We start from the raw sequence: 21387 nt of genomic DNA on the forward strand, positions 1-21387 counted from the left end.
GGCAATCACCCCCGACGGCGTCGTCACCCTCGTATGGCACGACGTCGTGCTGACACATCAAGGAGAAGCAATGAGGCTCAGAACAACGCTCGCCGTCGCCGGCGTCGCTGCCGCGCTGGTGCTCACCGGTTGCGCAGGCGGCGACAACGCGCAGTCCGACGGAGCGGCCCTCACCATCGCCAAGCCCGACGGTGCGATCACGACCGAGTCGAACAACCCGTACCTGGGTGACTCGTCGGCCTCGAAGTACGCCTACGGCAAGGTCATCTTCGAGTCGCTCGCGCTGGTGAACCCCACGGGCGACCTCGGCACCACGCCGTGGCTGGCCGAGTCGGTGGAGTGGAACGACGACTACACGCAGCTCGTCGCGAAGGCGCGCAGCGGCGTGACCTGGAGCGACGGCGAGGAGTTCACCGCGGACGACATCGCATTCTCGTTCAACCAGGTGCTCGACGGGAAGCTCAACGACACCAACGCGCTGGACATCAAGAGCGTCAGTGTCGACGGCGACACGGTCACGATCGACTTCAACAGCTCGAAGTTCACCCAGCAGGCGCGCGTGCTGCACTTCCAGATCGTGCCGGAGCACATCTGGAAGGACATCGAAGACCCCAACACCGATCCGCTCACCGGCGAAGGCCAGGTCGTGGGAACGGGCCCGTACGTGCTGGACTCGTGGACGACGGAGTCGGTCACCCTCGCCGCGAACCCCGACTACTGGGGCGGCGACCTCGCGGTGCCCGAGCTGCACTACGTGTCGTACGGCGACAACGCCGCCCTCACGACGGCGCTCGCGACCGGCGAAGCCGACTGGGCGCAGGCGTTCATCCCGCAGATCGAAGACAGCTACCTGTCGGCCGACCCCGACAACCAGTTCCTCGTCTCGCCCACCGCGGGCGCGGGCACGCTGTTCATGAACCTGCAGGCGAAGCCGTTCGACGACCCGGCGCTGCGCCAGGCGCTGGCCTGGACGATCGACCGTCAGGCCTACGTCGACATCGCGCGCGAAGGCGCCAGCGAGCCGGTGTGGAGCGTCACGGGCCTCGGCGACCTGCTCGAGAGCGAGATCCTGCCCGAGTACGCCGGCCAGAACTACTCCGTCGACGTCGACAAGGCGCGCGAGATCCTCACCGCCGCCGGCTACACGTGGGAGGGCGAGAGGCTCATCGACCCCGACGGCGAGCCGGTCACGTTCTCGATCTCGGTGCCCGCGGGCTGGAGCGACTGGAACACCGAGCAGGCGCTCCTCGCCGAAGAGCTCAAGGAGGGCCTCGGCATCGAGGTCACCGTCGACCAGCCCGACTGGGGCGGCTGGGACGCCGCGCGCCAGGAGGGCACCTTCCAGGCGATCATCCACTGGCTGGAAGACACCGGCAACGCGTACGGCCTCTACACGTCGACGATGGACCCGAAGTGGATCGTCGACGACAAGGCGGCGTTCAACTTCGGCCGCTTCGACGACCCCACGGTCACCGAGGCGCTGAACACCTACGCCAACGCGGCGTCGGACGCCGACCGTGAGGCGGCCCTCGCGGTGATCCAGAAGGCGTTCGTCGACAACGTGCCGGCCATCCCGCTGGGCGCACACCCGCTCCTCGGCGAGTTCAACACCCGCAACTACGTCGGCTGGCCGTCCGAGGACGACCAGTACGCATCGGCCGACCCGACGCAGCCTGCCGTCGTGCAGATCCTGACGCAGCTGCAGCCCGCCGAATGACGCACCGCAGGCGGGGCGGTTGCCCCGGCATCCGTCCCGCCTGCCTGTCCTCCCCCACGAAAGCGACCCCGCCCCGATGAGCGATCCGCTGCTGTCCGTCCACGACTTCTCGATCGTCTACGACGTCGATCCCCCCGTGCGGGCGGTGAAGAACGTCACCCTCGAACTCCAGCGCGGCGAGATCCTCGGGCTCGCCGGCGAGAGCGGGTGCGGCAAGACGACCCTCGCCTACGGCGTCCAGCGCCTGCTCAAGCCGCCCGCCGTGATCACGAGCGGCTCGGTCGTCTTCCACGACGCCTCCGGCGAAGACATCGACATCAACGGGCTCGGGGCCGAGGAGATGCGCCGCTTCCGCTGGGACAAGATCTCGATGGTCTTCCAGGGGGCCATGAACTCGCTCAACCCCGTCGCCACCATCGGCTCGCAGCTGGAGGACGTCTTCGAGGTCCACCGCCCGAGCCTCACCCGCACCCAGCGCCGCGCCGCCGTCGTCGAGCTGCTCGAGATCGTCAAGGTCGGCGCGCAGCGCTACCGCTCGTACCCGCACGAGCTGTCGGGCGGCATGCGCCAGCGCGTCATGATCGCCATGGCCCTGGCGCTGCGCCCCCAGCTCATGGTGATGGACGAGCCGACCACGGCCCTCGACGTGCTCGTCCAGCGCGAGATCCTGCGTCAGATCTCGCACCTGCGCCACGAGTTCGGCTTCTCGGTCATCTTCATCACCCACGACCTCCCGCTGCTGCTCGAGATCAGCGACCGCATCGCCATCATGCGCGAGGGGGAGATCGTCGAGCTCGACACCGCCGAGCGCGTGTGGACCGATCCGCAGGACGAGTACACCCGCACGCTGCTCGCCTCGTTCCCCCGACTCACCGGAGAGAGAGGAGTGGTCCACCGATGACCGTTCTCGAATTCGACGCCGTCACGAAGGTGTACTCCGTGCGGGGCGCGGGTCAGATGAAGGCCCTCGACGACGTGAGCTTCACGCTCCGCTCCGGCCAGACCATCGGCCTCGTGGGCCAGTCCGGCAGCGGCAAGTCGACCATCGCGAAGATCCTCACGCAGCTCGAGACGCCCACGAGCGGCGAGGTGCGCCTCGACGGCCGGCCGATCCCGCGCCGCGGCAAGGGGCTGCGCGCCTACCGCCAGCAGCTGCGCATGGTGTTCCAGGATCCGTTCGCGTCGCTCAACCCGTACCACACCATCCGCTACGCCATCCAGCGACCGCTGCAGCTCGACCAGGTCGTGCCGAAGGATCAGCTGGACGACGAAGTCCGCCGCCTCCTCGGCCGCGTCCGGCTCGATGCCGACGCCGTCATCGACCGCCGCCCGCACGAGCTCTCCGGAGGCCAGCGTCAGCGCGTCGCCATCGCCCGCGCCCTCGCGTCGCGTCCGAAGCTGCTGGTCGCAGACGAGCCCGTCTCGATGCTCGACGTGTCGATACGTCTCGGCGTCCTCAACCTGCTCGCCGACCTGCAGCGGGAAGCGGGGCTCGGGGTGCTGTACATCACGCACGATCTCGCGACCGCCCGTCACTTCAGCGACGAGATCCTCGTCCTGAACCAGGGACGGGTCGTCGAGCGGGGGCCCGCCGACGACGTGATCCTGCGTCCCCAGAACCCGTACACCCAAGAGCTGCGCGCGGCGTCGCCCGATCCCGACACGCATTTCGCGCACGCAGCCGGCATCCTCGGAGGTGAGAAGTGAGCGCCGTCGCTCCGCAGCTCCCGGCCCACGACGTCGACGCGATCGAGGCCGGCACGACCGCGACCGGCGCGGTCAAGAGCCGCGCCCGCGTGCCGTGGCGCTTCCTCGGCAACCGCGCGCTGTTCTACCTGTTCACGCTGTGGGCGGCCATCACCGTCAACTTCTTCCTCCCGCGGCTCATGAAGGGCGACGCGGTGAGCGCGTACCTCGCGCGCAACCGGAACGTCACCCCCGAGGCGGCCGAGGCGCTGCGCGCCCTGCTCGGGCTCGACAACGACACCTCGCTCTGGCAGCAGTACCTCGACTACTGGGGGCTGCTCCTGCGCGGCGAGCTCGGCATCTCGCTGCTGCACGGCATGCGCCCCGTGACCGAGGTCGTCGGTCAGTCGCTGATCTGGACCGTGGGCCTTGTCGGCTTCGCCACGCTCATCGCGTTCGCCCTCGGCACGATCGGCGGAGCGATCGTGGGCTGGCGCCGGGGCAGCCGGCTCGACATCCTCATCCCCCTCACGACCTTCTTCAGCACCATCCCGTACTTCTGGCTGGGACTGCTCGCGATCTCGATCTTCTCGGTCGCGCTCGGCTGGTTCCCGATCGGCAAGGCGTACGGAGTCGGGGTCGCGCCGGAGTGGTCATGGGAGTTCGTCGGCGACGTGCTCCACCACGGCTTCCTTCCCGCCGCGACCATCGTCATCGCCTCGCTCGGCGGGTGGATGCTGGGCATGCGCAACATGATGCTCACCGTGCTCGACGAGGACTACGTCACCGTCGCACAGGCCAAAGGCATGCCCAACGACCGCGTGCTCTGGCGCTACGCCGCACGCAACGCGGTGCTCCCGCAGATCCAGAGCTTCGCGCTGGCGCTCGGGTTCATCGTCGGCGGAACGATCGTCATGGAGGTGGTGTTCAGCTATCCCGGCGTCGGCAAGCTGCTGCTGGACGCCACCAACGCGAAGGACTACGCGCTGATGCAGGGGGTGTTCCTCGTGATCACGATCTCGGTGCTCCTGGCGAACCTCCTCGCCGACATCGCCTACGCGTTCCTCGACCCGCGCACGCGCCAGACGGAGGCCTGAGCATGAACACGATCGCAAACGACACGACGGCGCAGCGGCCGGCGCACACGCCCGCGACCGCCACCGTCCGCAGCACCGCGCTCGCCGGGGGATCCCCCGCGCCGAAGAAGCCGACGCTCTGGTCGAAGCTGGGCACCGCGTTCGCGATGTTCCGCAACCGGAAGTCGATCGCCGGCCTGTCGATCCTCGGGTTCTTCGTGCTGGTCGCGATCTTCGCGGACGTGCTGGCGCCGTACTCCCCCACGAAGGTCGACAACACGGCGCGCTTCCAGCCGCCGTCGGCCGAGCACTGGCTGGGAACGACGCACATCGGCGAAGACGTGCTGAGCCAGGTCATCCACGGCACGCGCGGCGTGATCGTCGTGGGATTCCTCGCAGCGATCATCGCGACGATCATCGCGATCGTCGTCGGCGTGCTGTCGGGCTATCTGCGCGGATGGAAGAGCGAGGGACTGTCGGCGCTCACGAACGTCTTCCTGGTCATCCCCGGCATCCCGCTCATCATCATCGTGGCGTCGATGTTCGAGGACCCGCCCCTCATCCTCGTCGCCGGCGTGCTCGGCCTCATCGGCTGGGCGTGGGGTGCGCGCGTGCTCCGCGCCCAGACCATGTCGCTGCGCAGCCGCGACTTCGTGCAGGCCGCCCGGGCCAACGGCGAGCCGCTGCGACGCATCATCACGGTCGAGATGCTGCCGAACCTCATGGCGCTCATCGCCGCGAGCTTCGTGGGCACGGTGACCGCCGCGATCATCGGCCTCACCACGCTGTCGTACATCGGGATCATCCCGGTGACCACCTACAACTGGGGCACGATCCTGAACTGGGCCAGCGCTCAGGGCGCCTTCCGCCAGGGCCAGTGGTGGTGGTTCCTGCCCCCGGGCCTGTGCATCGCCGCGATCGGCGTGGCCCTCTCGCTCATCAACTTCGGCATCGACGAGTACGTCAACCCCCGCCTGCGGTCCGCCGGTGAGCGCGCCCGCGCCATGAAAAAGAAGGGCATGAACGTCAACGACACCGTCACCGTCGTGCGCACCGACATGCAGACCCAGGAGAACGCGTGACCGCCGCCACCACCCCGAACCACCTCGACGCGTCGCTGCCGGTCGCCGACCGCATCGCCGATCTGCTGGGCCGCATGACGGTCGAGGAGAAGATCGGGCAGATGCTCCAGCTCGACGCCCGCGAAGACCTCGAAGACCAGGTGCTGCGCCGGCACGCGGGCTCGATCCTGCACGCCTCGCCCGAGAAGGTGCTGCGCGCCCGCGCGCTGACCCTCCAGACGCGGCTGCGGATCCCGCTGCTGGTCGCGGAGGACTGCATCCACGGGCACTCCTTCTGGGAGGGCGCGACGATCTACCCGACCCAGCTCGGCATGGCCGCGACATGGGATGCCGCACTGATCGAGCGCGTCGCACGCGCGACCGCCGTCGAGGTCTCGGCCACCGGCATCCACTGGACGTTCTCGCCGGTGCTCTGCATCACGCGCGACCTCCGCTGGGGCCGGGTGGACGAGACCTTCGGCGAGGACCCGTTCCTCATCGGCGAGCTCGCCTCGGCGATGGTCCGCGGCTACCAGGGCGGGGGCCTCGAGGATCCGACGGCGATCCTCGCGACCGCGAAGCACTTCGCCGGCTACTCCGAGACCCAGGGCGGCCGCGACGCGAGCGAGGCCGACCTGTCGCGGCGCAAGCTCCGCTCCTGGTTCCTGCCCCCGTTCGAACGGGTGGCGAGGGAGGGATGCCGCACCTTCATGCTCGGCTATCAGACCACCGACGGCGTCCCGATCACCGTCAACGACTGGCTCCTCAACGACGTGCTGCGCGGCGAGTGGGGCTATCGCGGGACCCTCATCACCGACTGGGACAACGTCGGACGCATGGTGTGGGAGCAGAAGGTGCAGCCCGACTACGCGCACGCGGCCGCGGCGGCCGTGCTCGCCGGCAACGACATGATCATGACGACCCCCGGCTTCTTCCAGGGGGCGCTCGACGCCCTCGCGCAGGGGCTCATGACCGAAGACGCCCTCGACCGCGCGGTCGCCCGCATCCTGCTGCTGAAGTTCGAGTTCGGGCTCTTCGAGGACCCCCGCCTTCCCGACCGTGAACGCATCGCGACGAGCGTGGGCACGGCGGAGCACACCGCGCTCAACCTCGAGGTGGCACGCCGGTCGCTGGTGCTGCTGCGTAACGACGGCACGCTGCCGCTGGCCGGCGGCCTCGTCGCCCCTGGCACGGGACGCGCGCGGGCCGCGGCATCCGCTCCCCGCCGACTCGCGGTCGTCGGCCCCCTCGCCGACGACGCGCAGACGCAGCTGGGTGACTGGGCCGGGTCGTCCGGGCAGGTCGACTGGATGCCGGCCGGCCATCCGCGCGACCGCATCACGACCGTGCTCGACGGCCTGCGCGACCACGCCCCCGCGGACTGGGAGATCGCGCACGCCCGCGGCGCCGACATCCTCACGCTCGAAGAGGACCCCGAGGGCGGTTACTTCCCGGACGGGCAGCCGCGTCCGCAGGTCGTCGTGCCGAGCGCTCCCGACGCGGATCTCATCGCCGAGGCGGTCGCGGCGGCCGAGGCCGCCGACTGGGTCGTGGCGGTCGTGGGCGACCGCATCGAGCTGGTCGGCGAAGGCCGGTCGACCGCGACCCTGGAGCTCGTGGGCGGCCAGATCGCGATGCTCGAGGCGCTCGCCGCCACCGGCACCCCGCTCATCGTCGTGCTGCTGGCGTCCAAGCCGCACGTGCTGCCGCCGGCGGTGATGGATGCCGCCGCGGTCGTCTGGGCCGCCAACCCCGGCATGCGGGGCGGCCAGGCGGTCGCCGAGCTGCTCCTCGGCCTCATCGAGCCCAGCGGACGTCTGCCCGTCTCGTTCGCGCGCCACGCCGGCCAGCTGCCGATCTACTACAACCAGATCCGCGGTCAGCACGGCGACCGGTACGCCGACCTCACCCAGAGCCCCGCGTTCGCCTTCGGCGAGGGCCTCTCGTACACGACGGTCGAGTACACCGGCCTGCGGATCGTCGACACCGAGCTCACGAGCGACGACACCGTGCGCGCCGTCGTCGAGCTGCGCAACACCGGCGAGCGCGCCGCGCGCGAGATCGTGCAGGTCTACGTGCGCGACACCGTGACGTCGGTGAGCTGGGCCGACAAGGAGCTCAAGGCATACCGCCACGTCGACCTCGCGCCCGGCGCGTCGGCGACCGTCGAGCTGTCGGTGCCCGTGACGGAATGCACGATCGTGGATGCCGCGGGCCGGCGCCTCGTCGAAGCAGGCGAGTTCGAGCTGCTCGTGGGTCCCTCGTCGCGCGAGGAGGTGCTGCTCAGCGCCACATTCCGCGTCGCGGGCGCGGAGACGGGCCGGATCGCGTCGGACCGAGAGGCGCTGGAGCGCCGCTGACACCGACGCGAAAGGGTGGATCCCGCCGCGCTGCGGGCGGCGGGATCCACCCTCTTCGTGATGTCGGTGGCGACCGGACTCAGTACTCTCTCAAGTCCTCGTCCTGGTCGTCGTCGTCCGAGTCGTCGTCGTCTTCGTCCTCATAGTCGGAGTCGTCGTCTGAATCCTCGTCCGATTCGTCCTCGTCGGATCCATCCTCGTCGTCGTCGGATTCGTTGTCGTCCTCGTCGTCCGAGTCGTCGTCGTCCTCGTCATCCGAGTCGTCGTCGTCCTCGTCGTCCGCGTCGTCGTCTTCCTCGTCATCCGAGTCGTCGTCGTCTTCGTCCTCATCGTCGGAGTCGTCGTCTGAATCCTCGTCCGATTCGTCCTCGTCGGATCCATCCTCGTCGTCGTCGGATTCGTCGTCGTCCTCGTCATCCGAGTCGTCGTCGTCCTCATCGTCCGAGTCGTCGTCCTCGTCCGAGTCGTCGTCGTCCTCGTCGTCCGCGTCATCGTCGTCACCCGCGTCGGCGAGTTCGTCGATGTCGACGCCGTCCACGTCTCCGGCGTGGAGGATGGGCGAGCCGTCTTCGTCGAAGTCGGACGCGTCGAGGTCGTCGACGTCATCGAACTCACCGGGCTCGCCGTCCGCGCCCGAGTCGTCGGCGTGGGCCGCCTCGGCGAGCGCGGCCTGGGCGGCGTGGTAGTCGGCGAGCCGCACGGCCCACGGCACCCACTCGGGGGCCAGGAGCGCGCCGTCGCCGGGCAGCAGCTCGACCTCGAGCACGGTCGGCTCGGCAGCCTCGACGACCGCGAGGCTCACGGTCCAGAACCAGCCCGGGTATCCCGCGAGCCGGTTCGCGAATCGCAGCGACACCACCCCGTCGGGCTCGACCCGGTAGTCGGCGGGCTCTCCGATCGTGGCTTCGGGAGTGATCTCGCGCAGTGCCGCCAGCGCGAGATCGTGCGCGGCCAGCAGCCGCGCATCCGGCTCGACCGGTGCGGCCGCGACGGTGTCGTCCGGCGCGACGACCTCGTCCGGAGCAACGTTCACGTCCGGCGCGGCGATCTCGTCCGACGCAATGGTCTCGTCCGGCGCGGCGATCTCGTCGGCCGCGACCGGGTCGTCCGACGCGGCGGTGTCCGCGGATGCCGGCTCGGTCACCTCGGACGCGCTCGTTCGTTCGGCCGAGGCGGACGCCTCCGCGTCGTCGTCGGACGCGGCAGCGGCGTCCGCATCGACGGTGGCGGCGGCATCCGTCGACGCGTCTCGCGAGGACGCATCGGACGGGTCGCCGACCTCGATGAGGAAGTCCGCGTCGGGATCGACGGGATCAGGCGTCGAGTTCATCCGCTACCTTGCGCAGGACCGCGGCGACCTTGTTCGCGTGCGCGCCGCTGGGGTAGCGACCCCGACGGAGGTCGCCGCCGATGCCGTCGAGCAGCTTGACGAGGTCTTCGATGATGATCGCCATGTCGTCGGCGGGCTTGCGCGAGCGCTTGGCCAGGCTCACCGGCGCCTCGAGCACACGCACTGACAGGGCCTGCGGTCCGCGCTTGCCGTCGGCGATGCCGAACTCCAGTCGCGTGCCGGTCTTCGGGGCGGGCGTGCCGGCGGGCAGGGCCGTGGCGTGCAGGAAGACGTCCTGACCGTCGTCGGAGGAGATGAAGCCGAACCCCTTCTCCTCGTCGTAGAACCTGACCTTGCCGGTGGGCATCGAGACCTCGCTGGATTGGGCGCCCGCGAGCGTGCGGGCGAAACAGAGCATGACGAAACACGGGACCTTGCGACCCCGTACCCCAGCCTACCGGCGAAGAGGTGCCGCCGACCCCATCACGGCCGTCGCGTCCGCGCCCGCAGGCTACGCCGACGTACCGCGGCAGACCGCGTGAGTGGGTCTGCGAGTAGGCTGGAGCGGATGAGCACGAATCCCGCCGGCGACGTTCCCGTTCGCCGCATCGACCGCATCCTCGCCTTCATGTCGCTGGGGCTGCTCGTGCTGTCGATCGTGAGCTTCTTCGCGATCATGATCGGGTCGGCCTCCGGCGCCGACATGGGCTCCGGCATCTGGCCGCTCGTGGGCGTGCTGGTGTACATCGCCCCCATCGTGGCGTTCGCGATGCTGCTCACCGTCCTGATCATGAGCTTCGTGCGAAGGGCTCGGGCGAACCGAGGAGGCTGACCCGCGTGGCCTCCGACGCGCGCGCCCTCGCGACCCGACTCGCCGACCTCGACGACGCCGCGCTCGCGCGGATCCTCGCGGCGCGCGGCGTCTCGCCGCAGGCGTCCTGGCACGACTTCTTCGACGCGGCCGAGGGGCTGCTCGACCCGTCGTCCATCGACCGGGCGCTCACCCGGCTCGACCGTCAGGACCTCGTCGCGCTGGCGGGCGACGCCGCGTCTGCCGACGGCGGACCGGGCCGGTTCGGCCTGGTGGATGCCGACGGCGCCCCGTATGCCGCCGTCGCCGAGCGCATCGCGGCCGCGGCCACCGCCTCCCCCGCAGCCTTCGCAGCTCCGTCCGCGGTTCCCGAACCCACCGAGGCCGACCCGCGCGCGGCGGCCGCCGCCGCCGAACGGGCTCTCACCACCGCCGGCTCGCTCACCGACGTGCTGCTGGCCTGCCTTCACACCCCGCTCGCGCGCACCGGCGCCGGCCCGGTGAGCGCGGTCGAACGCCGTCGCCTGACGGATGCCGGGGCCATCGCGCTGCCCGACGACCTCGAGGATCTGCTCGCCTCCGCCGCGGCCGCGGGCCTCGCGACGCCGCAGGAGCGCGAGTGGACGGTGACCGAGGCGGGCGAGGACTGGCTCGCCACCCCCACCGCCGAGCGCTGGGCGGCCGTCGCCGAGGGCTTCCGCGCGCGCCTGCCGCGAGGCCTCCGGACGCCGGGCGGAGGCTTCGTCCCCCCGGCCGCCTGGTCCGACGCGTATCCGCTCGATCCGGAATGGCTCGAGCGCGCACAGCACCTCGTGCGCATCGGCGCACGCTGGGGTCTCTTCGACGCCGACGCGCTCGATGCCGAGTTCCCGTGGACGTCGGTGCTCAGGGCGGGCGAGCGAGCGGATGCCGCGACCATGGCTCCGTACCTTCCGGCCGAGATCGACCGGGTCTACCTGCAGGCCGACCTCACCGCCATCGCGCCGGGCCCCCTCGCGCCGGCCCTCGACCTGCGGCTGCGCTCGATCGCGGTCCGCGAGTCACGCGCGCAGGCCTCGACGTACCGGTTCACCGCCGAGTCGCTGGCCGCCGGCATGACCGAGGGCGAGACGGCCGAGTCGCTGCGGACGTTCCTCGCGGAGCTCTCCCTGACCGGCATCCCGCAGCCCCTCGACTACCTCATCGACAGCACGGCTGCCCGCCACGGTCTCGTGCGCGTCCGCACCGACGCGTCCACCGGTCGCACCCGCATCGAGAGCACGGATGCGGGGCTCCTCGACACCATCGCGGTCGACCAGGCGCTGCGCCCGCTCGGCTTCGTGCCCGATGGCGACGCGCTCACGTCGCGCGTCGCGCGCGACGCCGTGTACTGGAGCCTCGCCGACGCGCGCTACCCGGTCATGGCGCTGGACTCGGGCGGCGAGCCCGAGCCGATCCACCGTCGCACCGCGGCGGCGCGCACGACCGCGCCCGCGTCGGCGGCCGACACGTACGCGCGTCTGATCGGCACGCTGCGCGGCGGCCACGGCACCGACGGCGAGGAGGGCTGGCTCGAGCGCGAGCTCGAGCAGGCGGTGCGGGCGCGCGCAGAGATCGTCGTCGTCGTCCGCATGCCCGACGGCGCGGAGCGCGCGTTCACCCTCGAGGCGGCGGGACTGGGCGGCGGCCGACTCCGCGGCCGCGACCGCGCCGCCGACATCGAGCGCACGCTGCCCGTGTCGAGCATCGTCAGCGTGCACGCCGCCTGATCCCGCACCTCCCGAGCCGGCCGGTGCGCGTTCGCCGGTAGACTGGCACGTTATGGCTGACGGCCCCCTCATCGTCCAGAGCGACCGCACGGTGCTCCTCGAAGTCGCGCACCCCGATGCGGAGAGCGCGCGCCACGAGCTCGCGATCTTCGCCGAGCTCGAACGCGCGCCCGAGCACATCCACACCTACCGCATCACGCGACTGGGACTGTGGAACGCGCGCGCGGCCGGGCACGATGCCGACGACATGCTCGCGACCCTCGATCGCTGGTCGCGCTTCCCGGTGCCCCCGTCGGTGTCGATCGACATCGCCGAGACGGTCGGCCGGTACGGGCGCCTCGTCATCGAGCGCACACCGGTCGCCGAGGACGGTTCGGGCGGCGAGCTGATCCTGCGATCGACGGATGCCGCGGTCCTGGCCGAGGTGTCGAAGAACAAGCGCATCCAGCCCCTGCTGATCGGGCGCCCGTCCCCCGACGCGTTCGTCGTCGACGCGTGGGCGCGCGGCCACATCAAGCAGGAGCTGCTGAAGATCGGCTGGCCGGCGGAGGACCTCGCGGGGTACACGCCCGGCACGCCGCACCCGATCGATCTCGCGGAGGACGGCTGGACCCTGCGGCCGTATCAGCGGCAGGCGGTCGACATCTTCACCGACGGCGGCTCGGGCGTCGTGGTGCTCCCCTGCGGCGCCGGCAAGACGCTCGTGGGCGCCGGCGCGATGGCCGAGACCAAGACCACGACGCTGATCCTGGTGACCAACACCGTCAGCGCGCGGCAGTGGCGCGACGAACTGCTCAAGCGCACATCGCTCACCCCCGAGGAGATCGGCGAGTACTCCGGCCAGACCAAGGAGATCAAGCCGGTCACCATCGCGACGTACCAGATCCTCACCGCCAAGCGGAAAGGACAGTACGCGCACCTGGCGCTGCTGGACGCGCTCGACTGGGGCCTCATCGTCTACGACGAGGTGCACCTGCTGCCCGCCCCGGTGTTCAAGCTCACCGCCGACCTGCAGGCGCGGCGCCGCCTCGGCCTCACCGCCACCCTCGTCCGCGAGGACGGGCGCGAGGGCGATGTCTTCAGCCTCATCGGCCCCAAGCGGTTCGACGCGCCGTGGAAGGAGATCGAGGCGCAGGGCTTCATCTCCCCCGCCGTCTGCTACGAGGTGCGGGTCGACCTGCCCGCCGGCGACCGGCTCGAGTACGCCGCCGCCGCCGACGACGAGCGCTATCGCCTGGCCGCGACCGCGCCGGCCAAGATCGGCGTCGTGCGCCGGCTCGTCGAACGGCACGAGGGCGAGCGCATCCTCATCATCGGCCAGTACCTGGATCAGATCGACGTGCTGGCCGAGGCGCTGAACGCCCCGAAGATCACCGGTCAGACGCCGGTGGACGAGCGCGAAGAGCTCTACCAGGCGTTCCGCGTCGGCGACATCTCGGTGCTGGTCGTCTCGAAGGTGGCGAACTTCTCGATCGATCTGCCCGAGGCATCCGTCGCCATCCAGGTCTCGGGCTCGTTCGGCTCGCGCCAGGAGGAGGCCCAGCGGCTCGGGCGCCTGTTGCGGCCGAAGCAGTCGAACCACACCGCCAGCTTCTACACCCTCATCGCGCGCGACACCGTCGACCAGGACTTCGCGCAGAACCGGCAGCGGTTCCTCGCCGAGCAGGGCTACGCCTACACGATCTTGGACGCCCACTCGCTCGCGGCCTGACGCCCGCACGAAGATGCCCGGCGCCGCGATGCGGCGCCGGGCATCCCTGTCCCGAGCGGCTAGTTCTTGATGATGCGGTCGAGCGGCGTCGGCGCGTACGGGCTGTGCGCGGTCAGGTACGCCGCGAACGCGTCGATGTCGAGTCCGCCGTAGTAGACTTTGTCTCCTCCGAGGAACGCCGGGAACCCGTCGCCTCCGCCCGCAAGGAAGTTGTTCGTCACGACGCGGTAGACCGCCGTGTCGTCCAGCGCAACGCCGTTGAGCGTCACCTGACCGAGCGTCGTGCCCGAGTAGGTGTACGAGAAGCCCTCGCTCACCTGCAGGATCTTTGGAGCCCCCGCGTTGGCACCGCTCCACTGCTGGCTCAGCAGCGTCTTGATCTCGGCGCCCGTCAGGTCGAGCGAGACCAGGTAGTTGTTGAACGGCTGGACGTTGAACGCCTCCTCGTACGTGATCTGGCCCGGAGCCTCGCCCCACGAAGAACCGGCGTAGGTCAGGTCGGTGCGGATGCCGCCCGGATTCATGAGCGCGATCACCGGAGCCGCATAGGGCCCGACGACGCTCGGATCGGCCAGCTGCGCGTCGGCGATCAGATCGCCGAGCGCCGACTCGCCACCGGCGTTGATCGCGCGGGTGATGTCGGCGGTGACGCTGCCGATCACCTCGCTCGCGATGGGCTTCACCAGCTCCTTGTACTTCGCGATCAGGTCGGTCTGCACCGGGTCACGGTCGACGTTGCGCGTCACGAGCATGTTGGCGCTGGTGACGGAGGTGCGCACGATGTCCTGCGTCCGACGGTCGTACGTCAGGTTCGTGTCGGTGTACAGCCGCCCGAACGACGAAGCGGACGTCACCAGGCGGTCCTGGCCCGCCGGGTCCTTGATGTTGCAGATGTAGGGCGCGTGCGTGTGGCCCGAGACGATCAGGTCGATCGCGGGGTCGAGGTTCTTCGCGATCGGGATGATCGGGCTGGTCGAGGCGATCTCTGCGCCGTTGCCGCACGCCGCGTTGTAGGCGGCGCTCGACGGCGGCGTGCCGCCCTGGTGGATCAGCACGACGATCGCGTTGACGCCCTGCGCCTTGAGCACGGGGACGAGCGCGTTGGCCGTCTCGACCTCGTCCTTGAAGTCCAGCCCGGCGACGCCTGCTGCGGTCACGATGTCGGGGGTCTCTTCGAGCGTCATGCCGATGAACCCGATCTTGGCGCCCTTGATGTTCTCGATCGAGTACGCCGGCAGGATCGTCTGGTCGGTGCCCTCGTACACGACGTTGGCCGCGAGGAAGTCGAAGTCGGCGCCGTCGAACGACCCGTCGGGGCACGAGTTCTGGTTGTTCGCGCCATCGCCGTCGTCGAGGCATCCGCCGTCCGCCATGCGCTGCAGCTCGATGTAGCCCTCGTCGAACTCGTGGTTGCCCACGGCCGAGACGTCGAGGTGGAGGGCGTTGAGCGCCTCGATCGAGGGCTCGTCGTGGAAGGCGCCCGACAGCAGCGGCGAGGCGCCGATGAGGTCGCCGGCCGCCACCGTGAGCGAGTAGCGGTGACCCTCCCGCGCCTGCGCGAGGTGGGTCGCGAGATACTCGACGCCCCCGACGCCCGGAGGGGTGAGCGAGTCGGTGTTGCCACCTCCCGGCAGGTTGAGCCTGCCGCTGGATCCCACCGGCGGCTCGAGGTTGCCGTGGAAGTCGTTGAACGACAGCAGCTGGATGTCGATCGTCGGGCCGTTCGGCGTGTTCCCGCCGTTGTTCGGCCCCTTCGGCGCTGCGGTGGCGGCGCCGGGACCGACCAGAGCGAGCGTCACCGCGGTGGCGGCGATCACCGCCCCGCCGGCCAGCCGTGTGATCGATGTCTTGCGCGTGGGCACAGGACCCTCCCCTTCTCGCGGGCGCCTCTGCCCGCTGTATGGCACGCGTCCTCGTGGGCGCGACACGAGAAACCTAATACACGGCGGCCCGCTTCGACAGGGGCGACGGGGAGCGGCGGCGACGGCCGCCCCGGCCGCCGGCATCCGCCCGCTTCCCCTTCGGCGTGATGCGCCCTCCGCTCGCCCGCGCCGACGAATTCGCGACCGTGACGCCGATATCCAGCGATGCCATCGGTTCCGCCGACATAATGAGGGCATGACCGCACCGCGCATCCTCGTCGTGGACGACGAACCGAACATCCGCGACCTGCTGATCACCAGCCTGCGATTCGCCGGATTCCAGGTCCGGGCCGTCTCGAACGGCGCCCAGACGATCTCGGCGGTCCTCGAAGAGGAGCCCGACCTCATCATCCTCGACGTGATGCTGCCCGACATGAACGGGTTCAGCGTCACCAAGCGCCTCCGCGGCGCGGGCTACACGGCTCCCATCCTCTTCCTCACCGCGAAGGACGAGACCGAAGACAAGATCACCGGCCTCAACGCCGGCGGCGACGACTACGTGACGAAGCCGTTCTCGCTCGACGAGATCGTGGCGCGCATCCAGGCGATCCTGCGCCGCACCATGCAGGCCGACGAGGAGTCGGTCATCCGGGCCGGCGAGCTCACGATGGACCAGGACACGCACGACGTGCAGGTCGGCGACGCGAGCATCGACCTGAGCCCCACCGAGTTCAAGCTGCTGCGCTATCTCATGCTCAATCCCAACCGGGTGCTGTCGAAGGCGCAGATCCTCGACCACGTGTGGGAGTACGACTTCAACGGCGACGCCGGCATCGTCGAGAGCTACATCTCGTATCTGCGGCGCAAGATCGATCCGCACTCGTCCGAGCCGCTGATCCAGACCAAGCGCGGCTTCGGCTACATGCTGAAGGCCGGCAAGACCGCGTAACGCGGAAAGCGATCGAGGGGGCGACCTGGCGCACAAGCCCGATGCGATCACCCGGTGGTGGCGCGGGACGAGCCTGCGCGCGAAGGTCACCGGGGTCACTGTCGCGCTCCTGGCGATCGGCCTGTTCGCCGCAGGCCTCGGCACCGCGGTCTTCCTGCGCAACACCCTGGTGACGAGCGTCGACGAGCAGACGCAGCAGCTCGCGGCGACGGACGTCGCGAGCACGCTCTTCGACATCGAGGTGACGGGCACCGGCCCGCGCTTCACGAAGAAGACGGGCGTGCCCTCCCCCTCGTACTTCGTGGCGATCTACGGGCCCGAGGGCGAGTTCGTCACCAGCGCCGGCGGCAACGGCGGACCGTCGCCGGACTTCCCCGAGACGATGACCATCGAAGAGGTCACGATCCGCGGCTTCGCCACCTTCCCGCTGGAGAACACCGAGACGGGCAACACCTACCTCGCCAGCACCGACCTGTATCTGATCGACGGCGTGTCGGACTACTACACGCAGCTCGTCGCGCTCCCGCTCGCCCCGAGCAACCAGATCGTCGCCCAGTACATCGGCATCTACTCGGTGCTCGGCCTCGTGATCCTGGTGGCGGGCGCCGTGGCCACGCGCTACCTCGTCACCCTCACGTTCCGCAGCCTCGGGCAGGTGGAGTCCACGGCGGACGCCATCGCCGCCGGCGATCTCGGGCAGCGCATGACCGACATCGAGCCGACGTCGACCGAGGTCGGCCGCCTCAAGACCGCCATCAACGCGATGCTCGACCACGTCGACGCCGCCATCTCGCAGCGGGACGCGACCGTCCGGCAGATGCGACGGTTCATCGGCGACGCCAGCCACGAGCTGCGCACGCCGCTCGTGACGGTCCGCGGCTACGCCGAGCTCTACCGCATGGGGGCCGTGCGCGGCGATGAGGACATCGCGCAGTCGATGGACCGCATCGAGAAGGAGGCCATCCGCATGGGCCTTCTGGTCGAGGATCTGCTGGCGCTGGCGCGCCTGGACGAGCGCCGCGACGTGGTCATCGGCCCCGTCGACCTGCGTCCCGTCGCTCGCGACGCGGCGCTCGACGTGCGTGCCGCCTCTCCGATGCGCCCGGTCACCGTCATCGACACGACGCTCGACGAGCCGCCGGCGCCGGACGAAGACGACGACGACACCGCCGCCATCGCCGAGGTCAAACGGCGCACCGGCGGGCCGTCCGCCATCTCGCGCGCGGGCGCCACGCTGTCTCTCCTGCGTCGCCGTCCGCGTCCCGTTCCCGCGGTTCCGAGCGGAGCGGAGGGGGTCGCCGCCGCCACGCCGCCCCTCGTTCCCGTCCCCGACCCCGCGCCCTCGTCGGAGACGCTGCTTCCGGTGGTGCTCGGCGACGAGAACCGCATCCGCCAGGTCGTGACGAACCTCCTCGGCAACGCCCGGCGCTTCACGGCCGAGGACTCCCCCATCGAGCTGCGGGTCGGGGTCGACCCGCGGGCGCGCATGGGCTGGGTCGAGGTGGTGGACCACGGCGAGGGCGTGCCCGACCAGATCAAGGAGAAGATCTTCCAGCGGTTCTGGCGGGCCGACACGTCCCGCACGCGCGAGACCGGCGGATCGGGACTCGGCCTGTCCATCGTCGCCTCCATCGTCGAGGCGCTGCACGGATCGGTCGGCGTGGTCGACACCCCGGGCGGCGGCGCGACCTTCCGCATCGCGTTCCCGCTCGCCGACTCCCGCGACGCCGCCGAGCACGTCAACATCCCGACGCAGCCGCTGCCCCGCCTGGCCGACGCGTCCGAGTGAGGCGCTTCCTCCCCATCCGGCGTCCGGCGGCGAGTGTGCACAGATGACGACGGATGCCGCGGCCCCGGCCACTTCTGGCACCTAGCGTTGCCGGCACAGCGGGCGCGGCATCCGGCCGTCCCCTCGTGCGACAGGAGCCCCCATGGCCGTCTTCACCGTCGACAGCGACTCGATCCTCACCTCCACCGCCGCCGTGCGCGGCACCATCGAACGGCTGCAGGCCGAGTCGAACGGGATGCTCGCGCAGCTGACGCAGCTGCAGTCCTCCTGGACCGGGTCGGCGTCGGCCGCGTTCGCCGGCGTAGTGGACCAGTGGCGGGCGACGCAGCGACAGGTCGAGGAGTCGCTCGCGAGCATCAACGCCGCACTCGCGGCCGCCGGCCGCCAGTACGCCGACACCGAGCTCGCCACGATGAGCCTCTTCCACTGATCCGGGGCGCCGCCTCCGCGGCGGAAACGCAGAACGGCCCCTCCGAGGAGGGGCCGTTCTGTGAACGCGTTACGCGGTCGTGGAGTTCTGGATCAGAAGTCCATGCCACCGGTCGGGTCGCCGGCGGGAGCCGCGACCTTCTCGGGCTTGTCGGCGACGACGGCCTCGGTCGTGAGGAACAGGCCGGCGATCGACGCGGCGTTCTGCAGCGCCGAACGGGTCACCTTGGCGGGGTCGATGATGCCCTGCGCGAACAGGTCGCCGTACTCGCCCGAAGCGGCGTTGAGGCCGTGGCCCGCCGGGAGCTCCGAGACCTTGTTCGCCACGACGCCCGGCTCGAGACCGGCGTTGAGGGCGATCTGCTTCAGCGGAGCCTCGATCGCGACGCGCACGATGTTCGCGCCGGTCGCCTCGTCACCCGACAGCTCGAGGGCGTCGAGCGCCTTCTTGCCGGACTGGATGAGCGCGACGCCACCACCGGGGACGATGCCCTCCTCGACGGCCGCCTTCGCGTTGCGCACGGCGTCCTCGATGCGGTGCTTGCGCTCCTTGAGCTCGACCTCGGTGGCCGCACCCGCCTTGATGACGGCGACGCCGCCGGCGAGCTTGGCGAGGCGCTCCTGCAGCTTCTCGCGGTCGTAGTCGCTGTCGGTGTTGTCGATCTCGCGACGGATCTGGGTCACGCGGCCGTCGATGGCGGCGGCGTCGCCGGCACCCTCGACGATCGTGGTCTCGTCCTTGGTGACGATGACCTTGCGCGCACGGCCGAGCAGGTCGAGGGTGGCGTTCTCGAGCTTGAGACCGACCTCCTCGGTGATGACCTGGCCGCCGGTGAGGATCGCGATGTCCTGCAGCTGCGCCTTGCGACGGTCGCCGAAGCCGGGAGCCTTGACGGCGACCGACTTGAAGATGCCGCGGATCTTGTTGAGCACCAGGGTCGCCAGCGCCTCACCCTCGACGTCCTCGGCGATGATGACGAGCTCCTTGCCGTCCTGGATCACCTTGTCGACGACGGGCAGAAGGTCCTTGATGTTCGAGATCTTCTGGTTCGCGATGAGGATGTACGGGTCCTCGAAGACGGCCTCCTGGCGCTCCGGGTCCGTGACGAAGTAGGGGTTGATGTAGCCCTTGTCGAAGCGCATGCCCTCGGTGAGCTCGAGCTCGGTACCGAACGTCTGCGACTCCTCGACGGTGACGACGCCCTCCTTGCCGACCTTGTCGATGGCCTCGGCGATGAGCTGGCCGATCTCCGGGTCAGCGGCCGAGATCGACGCGGTCGCGGCGATCTGGTCCTTGGACTCGACCTCCTTGGCGCCCTCGAGCAGCTCGGCGGTGATGGCCGTGACGGCCTTCTCGATGCCGCGCTTGAGCGAGATGGGGTCGGCGCCGGCCGCGACGTTGCGCAGGCCCTCGCGCACGAGCGCCTGGGCGAGGACGGTGGCGGTGGTGGTGCCGTCACCGGCGACGTCGTCGGTCTTCTTGGCGACCTCCTTGACGAGCTCCGCGCCGATCTTCTCGTACGGGTCGTCCAGCTCGATCTCCTTGGCGATCGAGACACCGTCGTTCGTGATCGTGGGGGCGCCCCACTTCTTCTCGAGCACGACGTTGCGACCGCGCGGGCCGAGCGTCACCTTGACGGCGTCGGCCAGCGTGTTGAGGCCGCGCTCGAGGCCGCGACGGGCCTCCTCGTCGAAAGCGATGATCTTTGCCATGTGTGTGTCGTCCCTCCGGAACGTTGGCTTGGGGTGTTAGCACTCAACAAACGCGAGTGCTAAATCATTCTGGCACTCGACCCTATCGAGTGCAAGCCGCGGGAGGGATGCCGGAACACGAAGAAACGGGATGCCCCGAGGCATCCCGTCTCTTCATCGGTCGGCGTCTGGCGCCGGATCGCGCGATCAGACGACGCGCACCGACTCGGCCTGCGGGCCCTTCTGCCCGGAGCCGACCGTGAACTCGACCGTCTGCCCCTCTTCGAGCACGCGGAACCCCGTCATGTCGATGTTCGAGTAGTGGACGAAGACGTCCTGGCCGTCGGCGACGGTGATGAAGCCGAAGCCCTTCTCGGCGTTGAACCATTTGACGGTGCCCTGGGTCATGCGTATCTCCTGTAGCCGGCATTGCAGGGCTTCATCGTATTCAGGCGCGATTGCGGCTCCGGCGACTTTCGTCACTTGTTGACACGCAGGCACTCAACTGTTTACCCCCGCGAAACACGGGCCGTCCGCCCGCGTGCGGGCGTGCCCGACCAGGGGTCGAGCGGGCGCTACCCGGCGGTGGCGCGGTCGGTGCCGATCACCACGGTCAGCTGCGGCACGTCGGGCGAGCTCGGCGGATACGCGTCGCTCTGCTCGATCGCGGCACCGCCGATGACCCCCGCGAGTCCGGCAGCCGCGGCCTCGTCGGCGGGGTCCGCATAGAAGACCGTCGTGGTCGGGAACTCCTGGCCCGCCTCACCGGCGGTGACCTTCTCGTCGCTCCACCCGGCCGCGACGACGACGTCCTTCATCTGCGTCGCGAGTCCCTGTTCCGTCGTGGCGTTGAGGATCACCACGTCGTAGTCGGCGTCGATCACCGGCGCCACCTCGGCGGTGGGCGTCGGCGTCGGGGTGGGAGTCGGTGCGAGCTCGATCCGCCCGGAGGCGATGAGCGTCCCGAAGATGCCGATCGCGATGAGCACGATGGTCGCGAGCGCCGCCCACAGCAGCACGACCCAGCCGCGCATGCGCGGGTTCTCCGCGCGGTGCGCGCCGACCCGGTCCGTCTCCGGGACGTCGTCGAAGCGATCCCTGGGGTAGGTGGTGGTCGGCACCCGATGATGTTACCCGCCGAAGCCCGCGCGGCCCGTGTGCCGCAG

18 protein-coding genes are annotated in these 21387 nt (G+C 70.1%); 12 read left to right on the forward strand and 6 right to left on the reverse strand.

Translation table 11 applies throughout. The annotated features are described in order from the left end of the window. Positions 1 to 70: 70 nt before the first annotated feature. The 6 genes from R8Z57_RS01455 (at position 71) to R8Z57_RS01480 (ending at position 7900) form a co-directional block, all read left to right on the forward strand. Positions 71 to 1717: an ABC transporter substrate-binding protein gene (locus R8Z57_RS01455; RefSeq protein ID WP_318351980.1), complete on the forward strand. Its 1647-nt coding sequence runs from the start codon at positions 71 to 73 to the stop codon at positions 1715 to 1717. 76 nt (positions 1718 to 1793) lie between these two features. Further along, positions 1794 to 2618 carry an ABC transporter ATP-binding protein gene (locus tag R8Z57_RS01460; protein WP_318351981.1) on the forward strand — a complete coding sequence of 275 codons (825 nt, stop codon included), beginning with the start codon at positions 1794 to 1796 and terminating at the stop codon, positions 2616 to 2618. Continuing rightward, positions 2615 to 3424, forward strand: a complete 810-nt coding sequence (locus tag R8Z57_RS01465; protein WP_318351982.1) for an ABC transporter ATP-binding protein — start codon at positions 2615 to 2617, stop codon at positions 3422 to 3424. Before R8Z57_RS01460 ends, R8Z57_RS01465 begins: the two co-directional genes overlap by 4 nt. Next, the gene (locus tag R8Z57_RS01470) at positions 3421 to 4500 is read left to right on the forward strand and encodes an ABC transporter permease (protein WP_318351983.1); all 1080 of its coding nucleotides are present in this window, start codon (positions 3421 to 3423) and stop codon (positions 4498 to 4500) included. Before R8Z57_RS01465 ends, R8Z57_RS01470 begins: the two co-directional genes overlap by 4 nt. 2 nt (positions 4501 to 4502) lie before the next feature. Then, positions 4503 to 5561, forward strand: a complete 1059-nt coding sequence (locus R8Z57_RS01475) for an ABC transporter permease (protein ID WP_318351984.1) — start codon at positions 4503 to 4505, stop codon at positions 5559 to 5561. Beyond that, complete coding sequence (locus R8Z57_RS01480) at positions 5558 to 7900, forward strand: glycoside hydrolase family 3 N-terminal domain-containing protein (RefSeq protein WP_318351985.1); 2343 nt, start codon at positions 5558 to 5560, stop codon at positions 7898 to 7900. The genes R8Z57_RS01475 and R8Z57_RS01480 overlap by 4 nt, the downstream gene beginning before the upstream one ends. Before the next feature lie 79 nt (positions 7901 to 7979). Here R8Z57_RS01480 and R8Z57_RS01485 read toward each other — a convergent pair whose 3' ends face one another. Then, entirely contained in the window at positions 7980 to 9230 is a 1251-nt protein-coding gene (locus R8Z57_RS01485) for a DUF3027 domain-containing protein (protein WP_318351986.1), read from the reverse strand. Then, positions 9214 to 9597: a cold shock domain-containing protein gene (locus tag R8Z57_RS01490; RefSeq protein ID WP_318352705.1), complete on the reverse strand. Its 384-nt coding sequence runs from the start codon at positions 9595 to 9597 to the stop codon at positions 9214 to 9216. Before R8Z57_RS01490 ends, R8Z57_RS01485 begins: the two co-directional genes overlap by 17 nt. A 201-nt stretch (positions 9598 to 9798) precedes the next feature. Between R8Z57_RS01490 and R8Z57_RS01495 the strand changes: the two genes are divergently transcribed. Genes R8Z57_RS01495 through R8Z57_RS01505 form a run of 3 tightly spaced genes read left to right on the forward strand, consistent with a single transcriptional unit; the run spans position 9799 to position 13500 of the window. Next, the gene (locus tag R8Z57_RS01495) at positions 9799 to 10062 is read left to right on the forward strand and encodes a multidrug ABC transporter ATPase (protein WP_318351987.1); all 264 of its coding nucleotides are present in this window, start codon (positions 9799 to 9801) and stop codon (positions 10060 to 10062) included. A 5-nt stretch (positions 10063 to 10067) separates the two neighbouring features. Then, positions 10068 to 11789 (forward strand): helicase-associated domain-containing protein, encoded by a 1722-nt coding sequence (locus R8Z57_RS01500; RefSeq protein ID WP_318351988.1) that lies wholly within the window; start codon positions 10068 to 10070, stop codon positions 11787 to 11789. 52 nt (positions 11790 to 11841) lie between these two features. Further along, the gene (locus tag R8Z57_RS01505; protein ID WP_318351989.1) at positions 11842 to 13500 is read left to right on the forward strand and encodes a DNA repair helicase XPB; all 1659 of its coding nucleotides are present in this window, start codon (positions 11842 to 11844) and stop codon (positions 13498 to 13500) included. 59 nt (positions 13501 to 13559) lie between these two features. On the opposite strand, the gene R8Z57_RS01510 is transcribed toward R8Z57_RS01505, so the two are convergent. Beyond that, positions 13560 to 15362 carry a bifunctional metallophosphatase/5'-nucleotidase gene (locus R8Z57_RS01510; RefSeq protein WP_318351990.1) on the reverse strand — a complete coding sequence of 601 codons (1803 nt, stop codon included), beginning with the start codon at positions 15360 to 15362 and terminating at the stop codon, positions 13560 to 13562. A 256-nt stretch (positions 15363 to 15618) separates the two neighbouring features. Here R8Z57_RS01510 and R8Z57_RS01515 point away from each other — a divergent pair, with 256 nt between their 5' ends. From R8Z57_RS01515 to R8Z57_RS01525, 3 genes are all read left to right on the forward strand, one after another. After that, positions 15619 to 16311, forward strand: coding sequence for a response regulator transcription factor (locus R8Z57_RS01515; RefSeq protein WP_191765703.1), 693 nt, complete (start codon positions 15619 to 15621; stop codon positions 16309 to 16311). A gap of 169 nt (positions 16312 to 16480) precedes the next feature. Further along, entirely contained in the window at positions 16481 to 18100 is a 1620-nt protein-coding gene (locus R8Z57_RS01520) for a HAMP domain-containing sensor histidine kinase (protein ID WP_318351991.1), read from the forward strand. Between the two features lie 142 nt (positions 18101 to 18242). After that, complete coding sequence (locus tag R8Z57_RS01525) at positions 18243 to 18530, forward strand: WXG100 family type VII secretion target (protein WP_318351992.1); 288 nt, start codon at positions 18243 to 18245, stop codon at positions 18528 to 18530. 92 nt (positions 18531 to 18622) lie between these two features. Here the strand turns inward: R8Z57_RS01525 and groL are convergent, their stop codons facing one another. The 3 genes from groL to R8Z57_RS01540 form a co-directional block, all read right to left on the reverse strand. After that, positions 18623 to 20242, reverse strand: a complete 1620-nt coding sequence (gene groL, locus R8Z57_RS01530) for a chaperonin GroEL (RefSeq protein ID WP_318351993.1) — start codon at positions 20240 to 20242, stop codon at positions 18623 to 18625. A 186-nt stretch (positions 20243 to 20428) separates the two neighbouring features. After that, on the reverse strand, positions 20429 to 20629 hold the full coding sequence (locus tag R8Z57_RS01535; RefSeq protein WP_318351994.1) for a cold-shock protein: 201 nt from the start codon (positions 20627 to 20629) through the stop codon (positions 20429 to 20431). A 167-nt stretch (positions 20630 to 20796) separates the two neighbouring features. Continuing rightward, entirely contained in the window at positions 20797 to 21342 is a 546-nt protein-coding gene (locus R8Z57_RS01540; protein WP_318351995.1) for a LytR C-terminal domain-containing protein, read from the reverse strand. Positions 21343 to 21387 lie beyond the last annotated feature (45 nt).

The sequence above is a fragment of the Microbacterium sp. M3 genome, from assembly GCF_033548675.1.
In the GTDB taxonomy this organism is placed as follows: Bacteria; Actinomycetota; Actinomycetes; order Actinomycetales; family Microbacteriaceae; genus Microbacterium; species Microbacterium arthrosphaerae.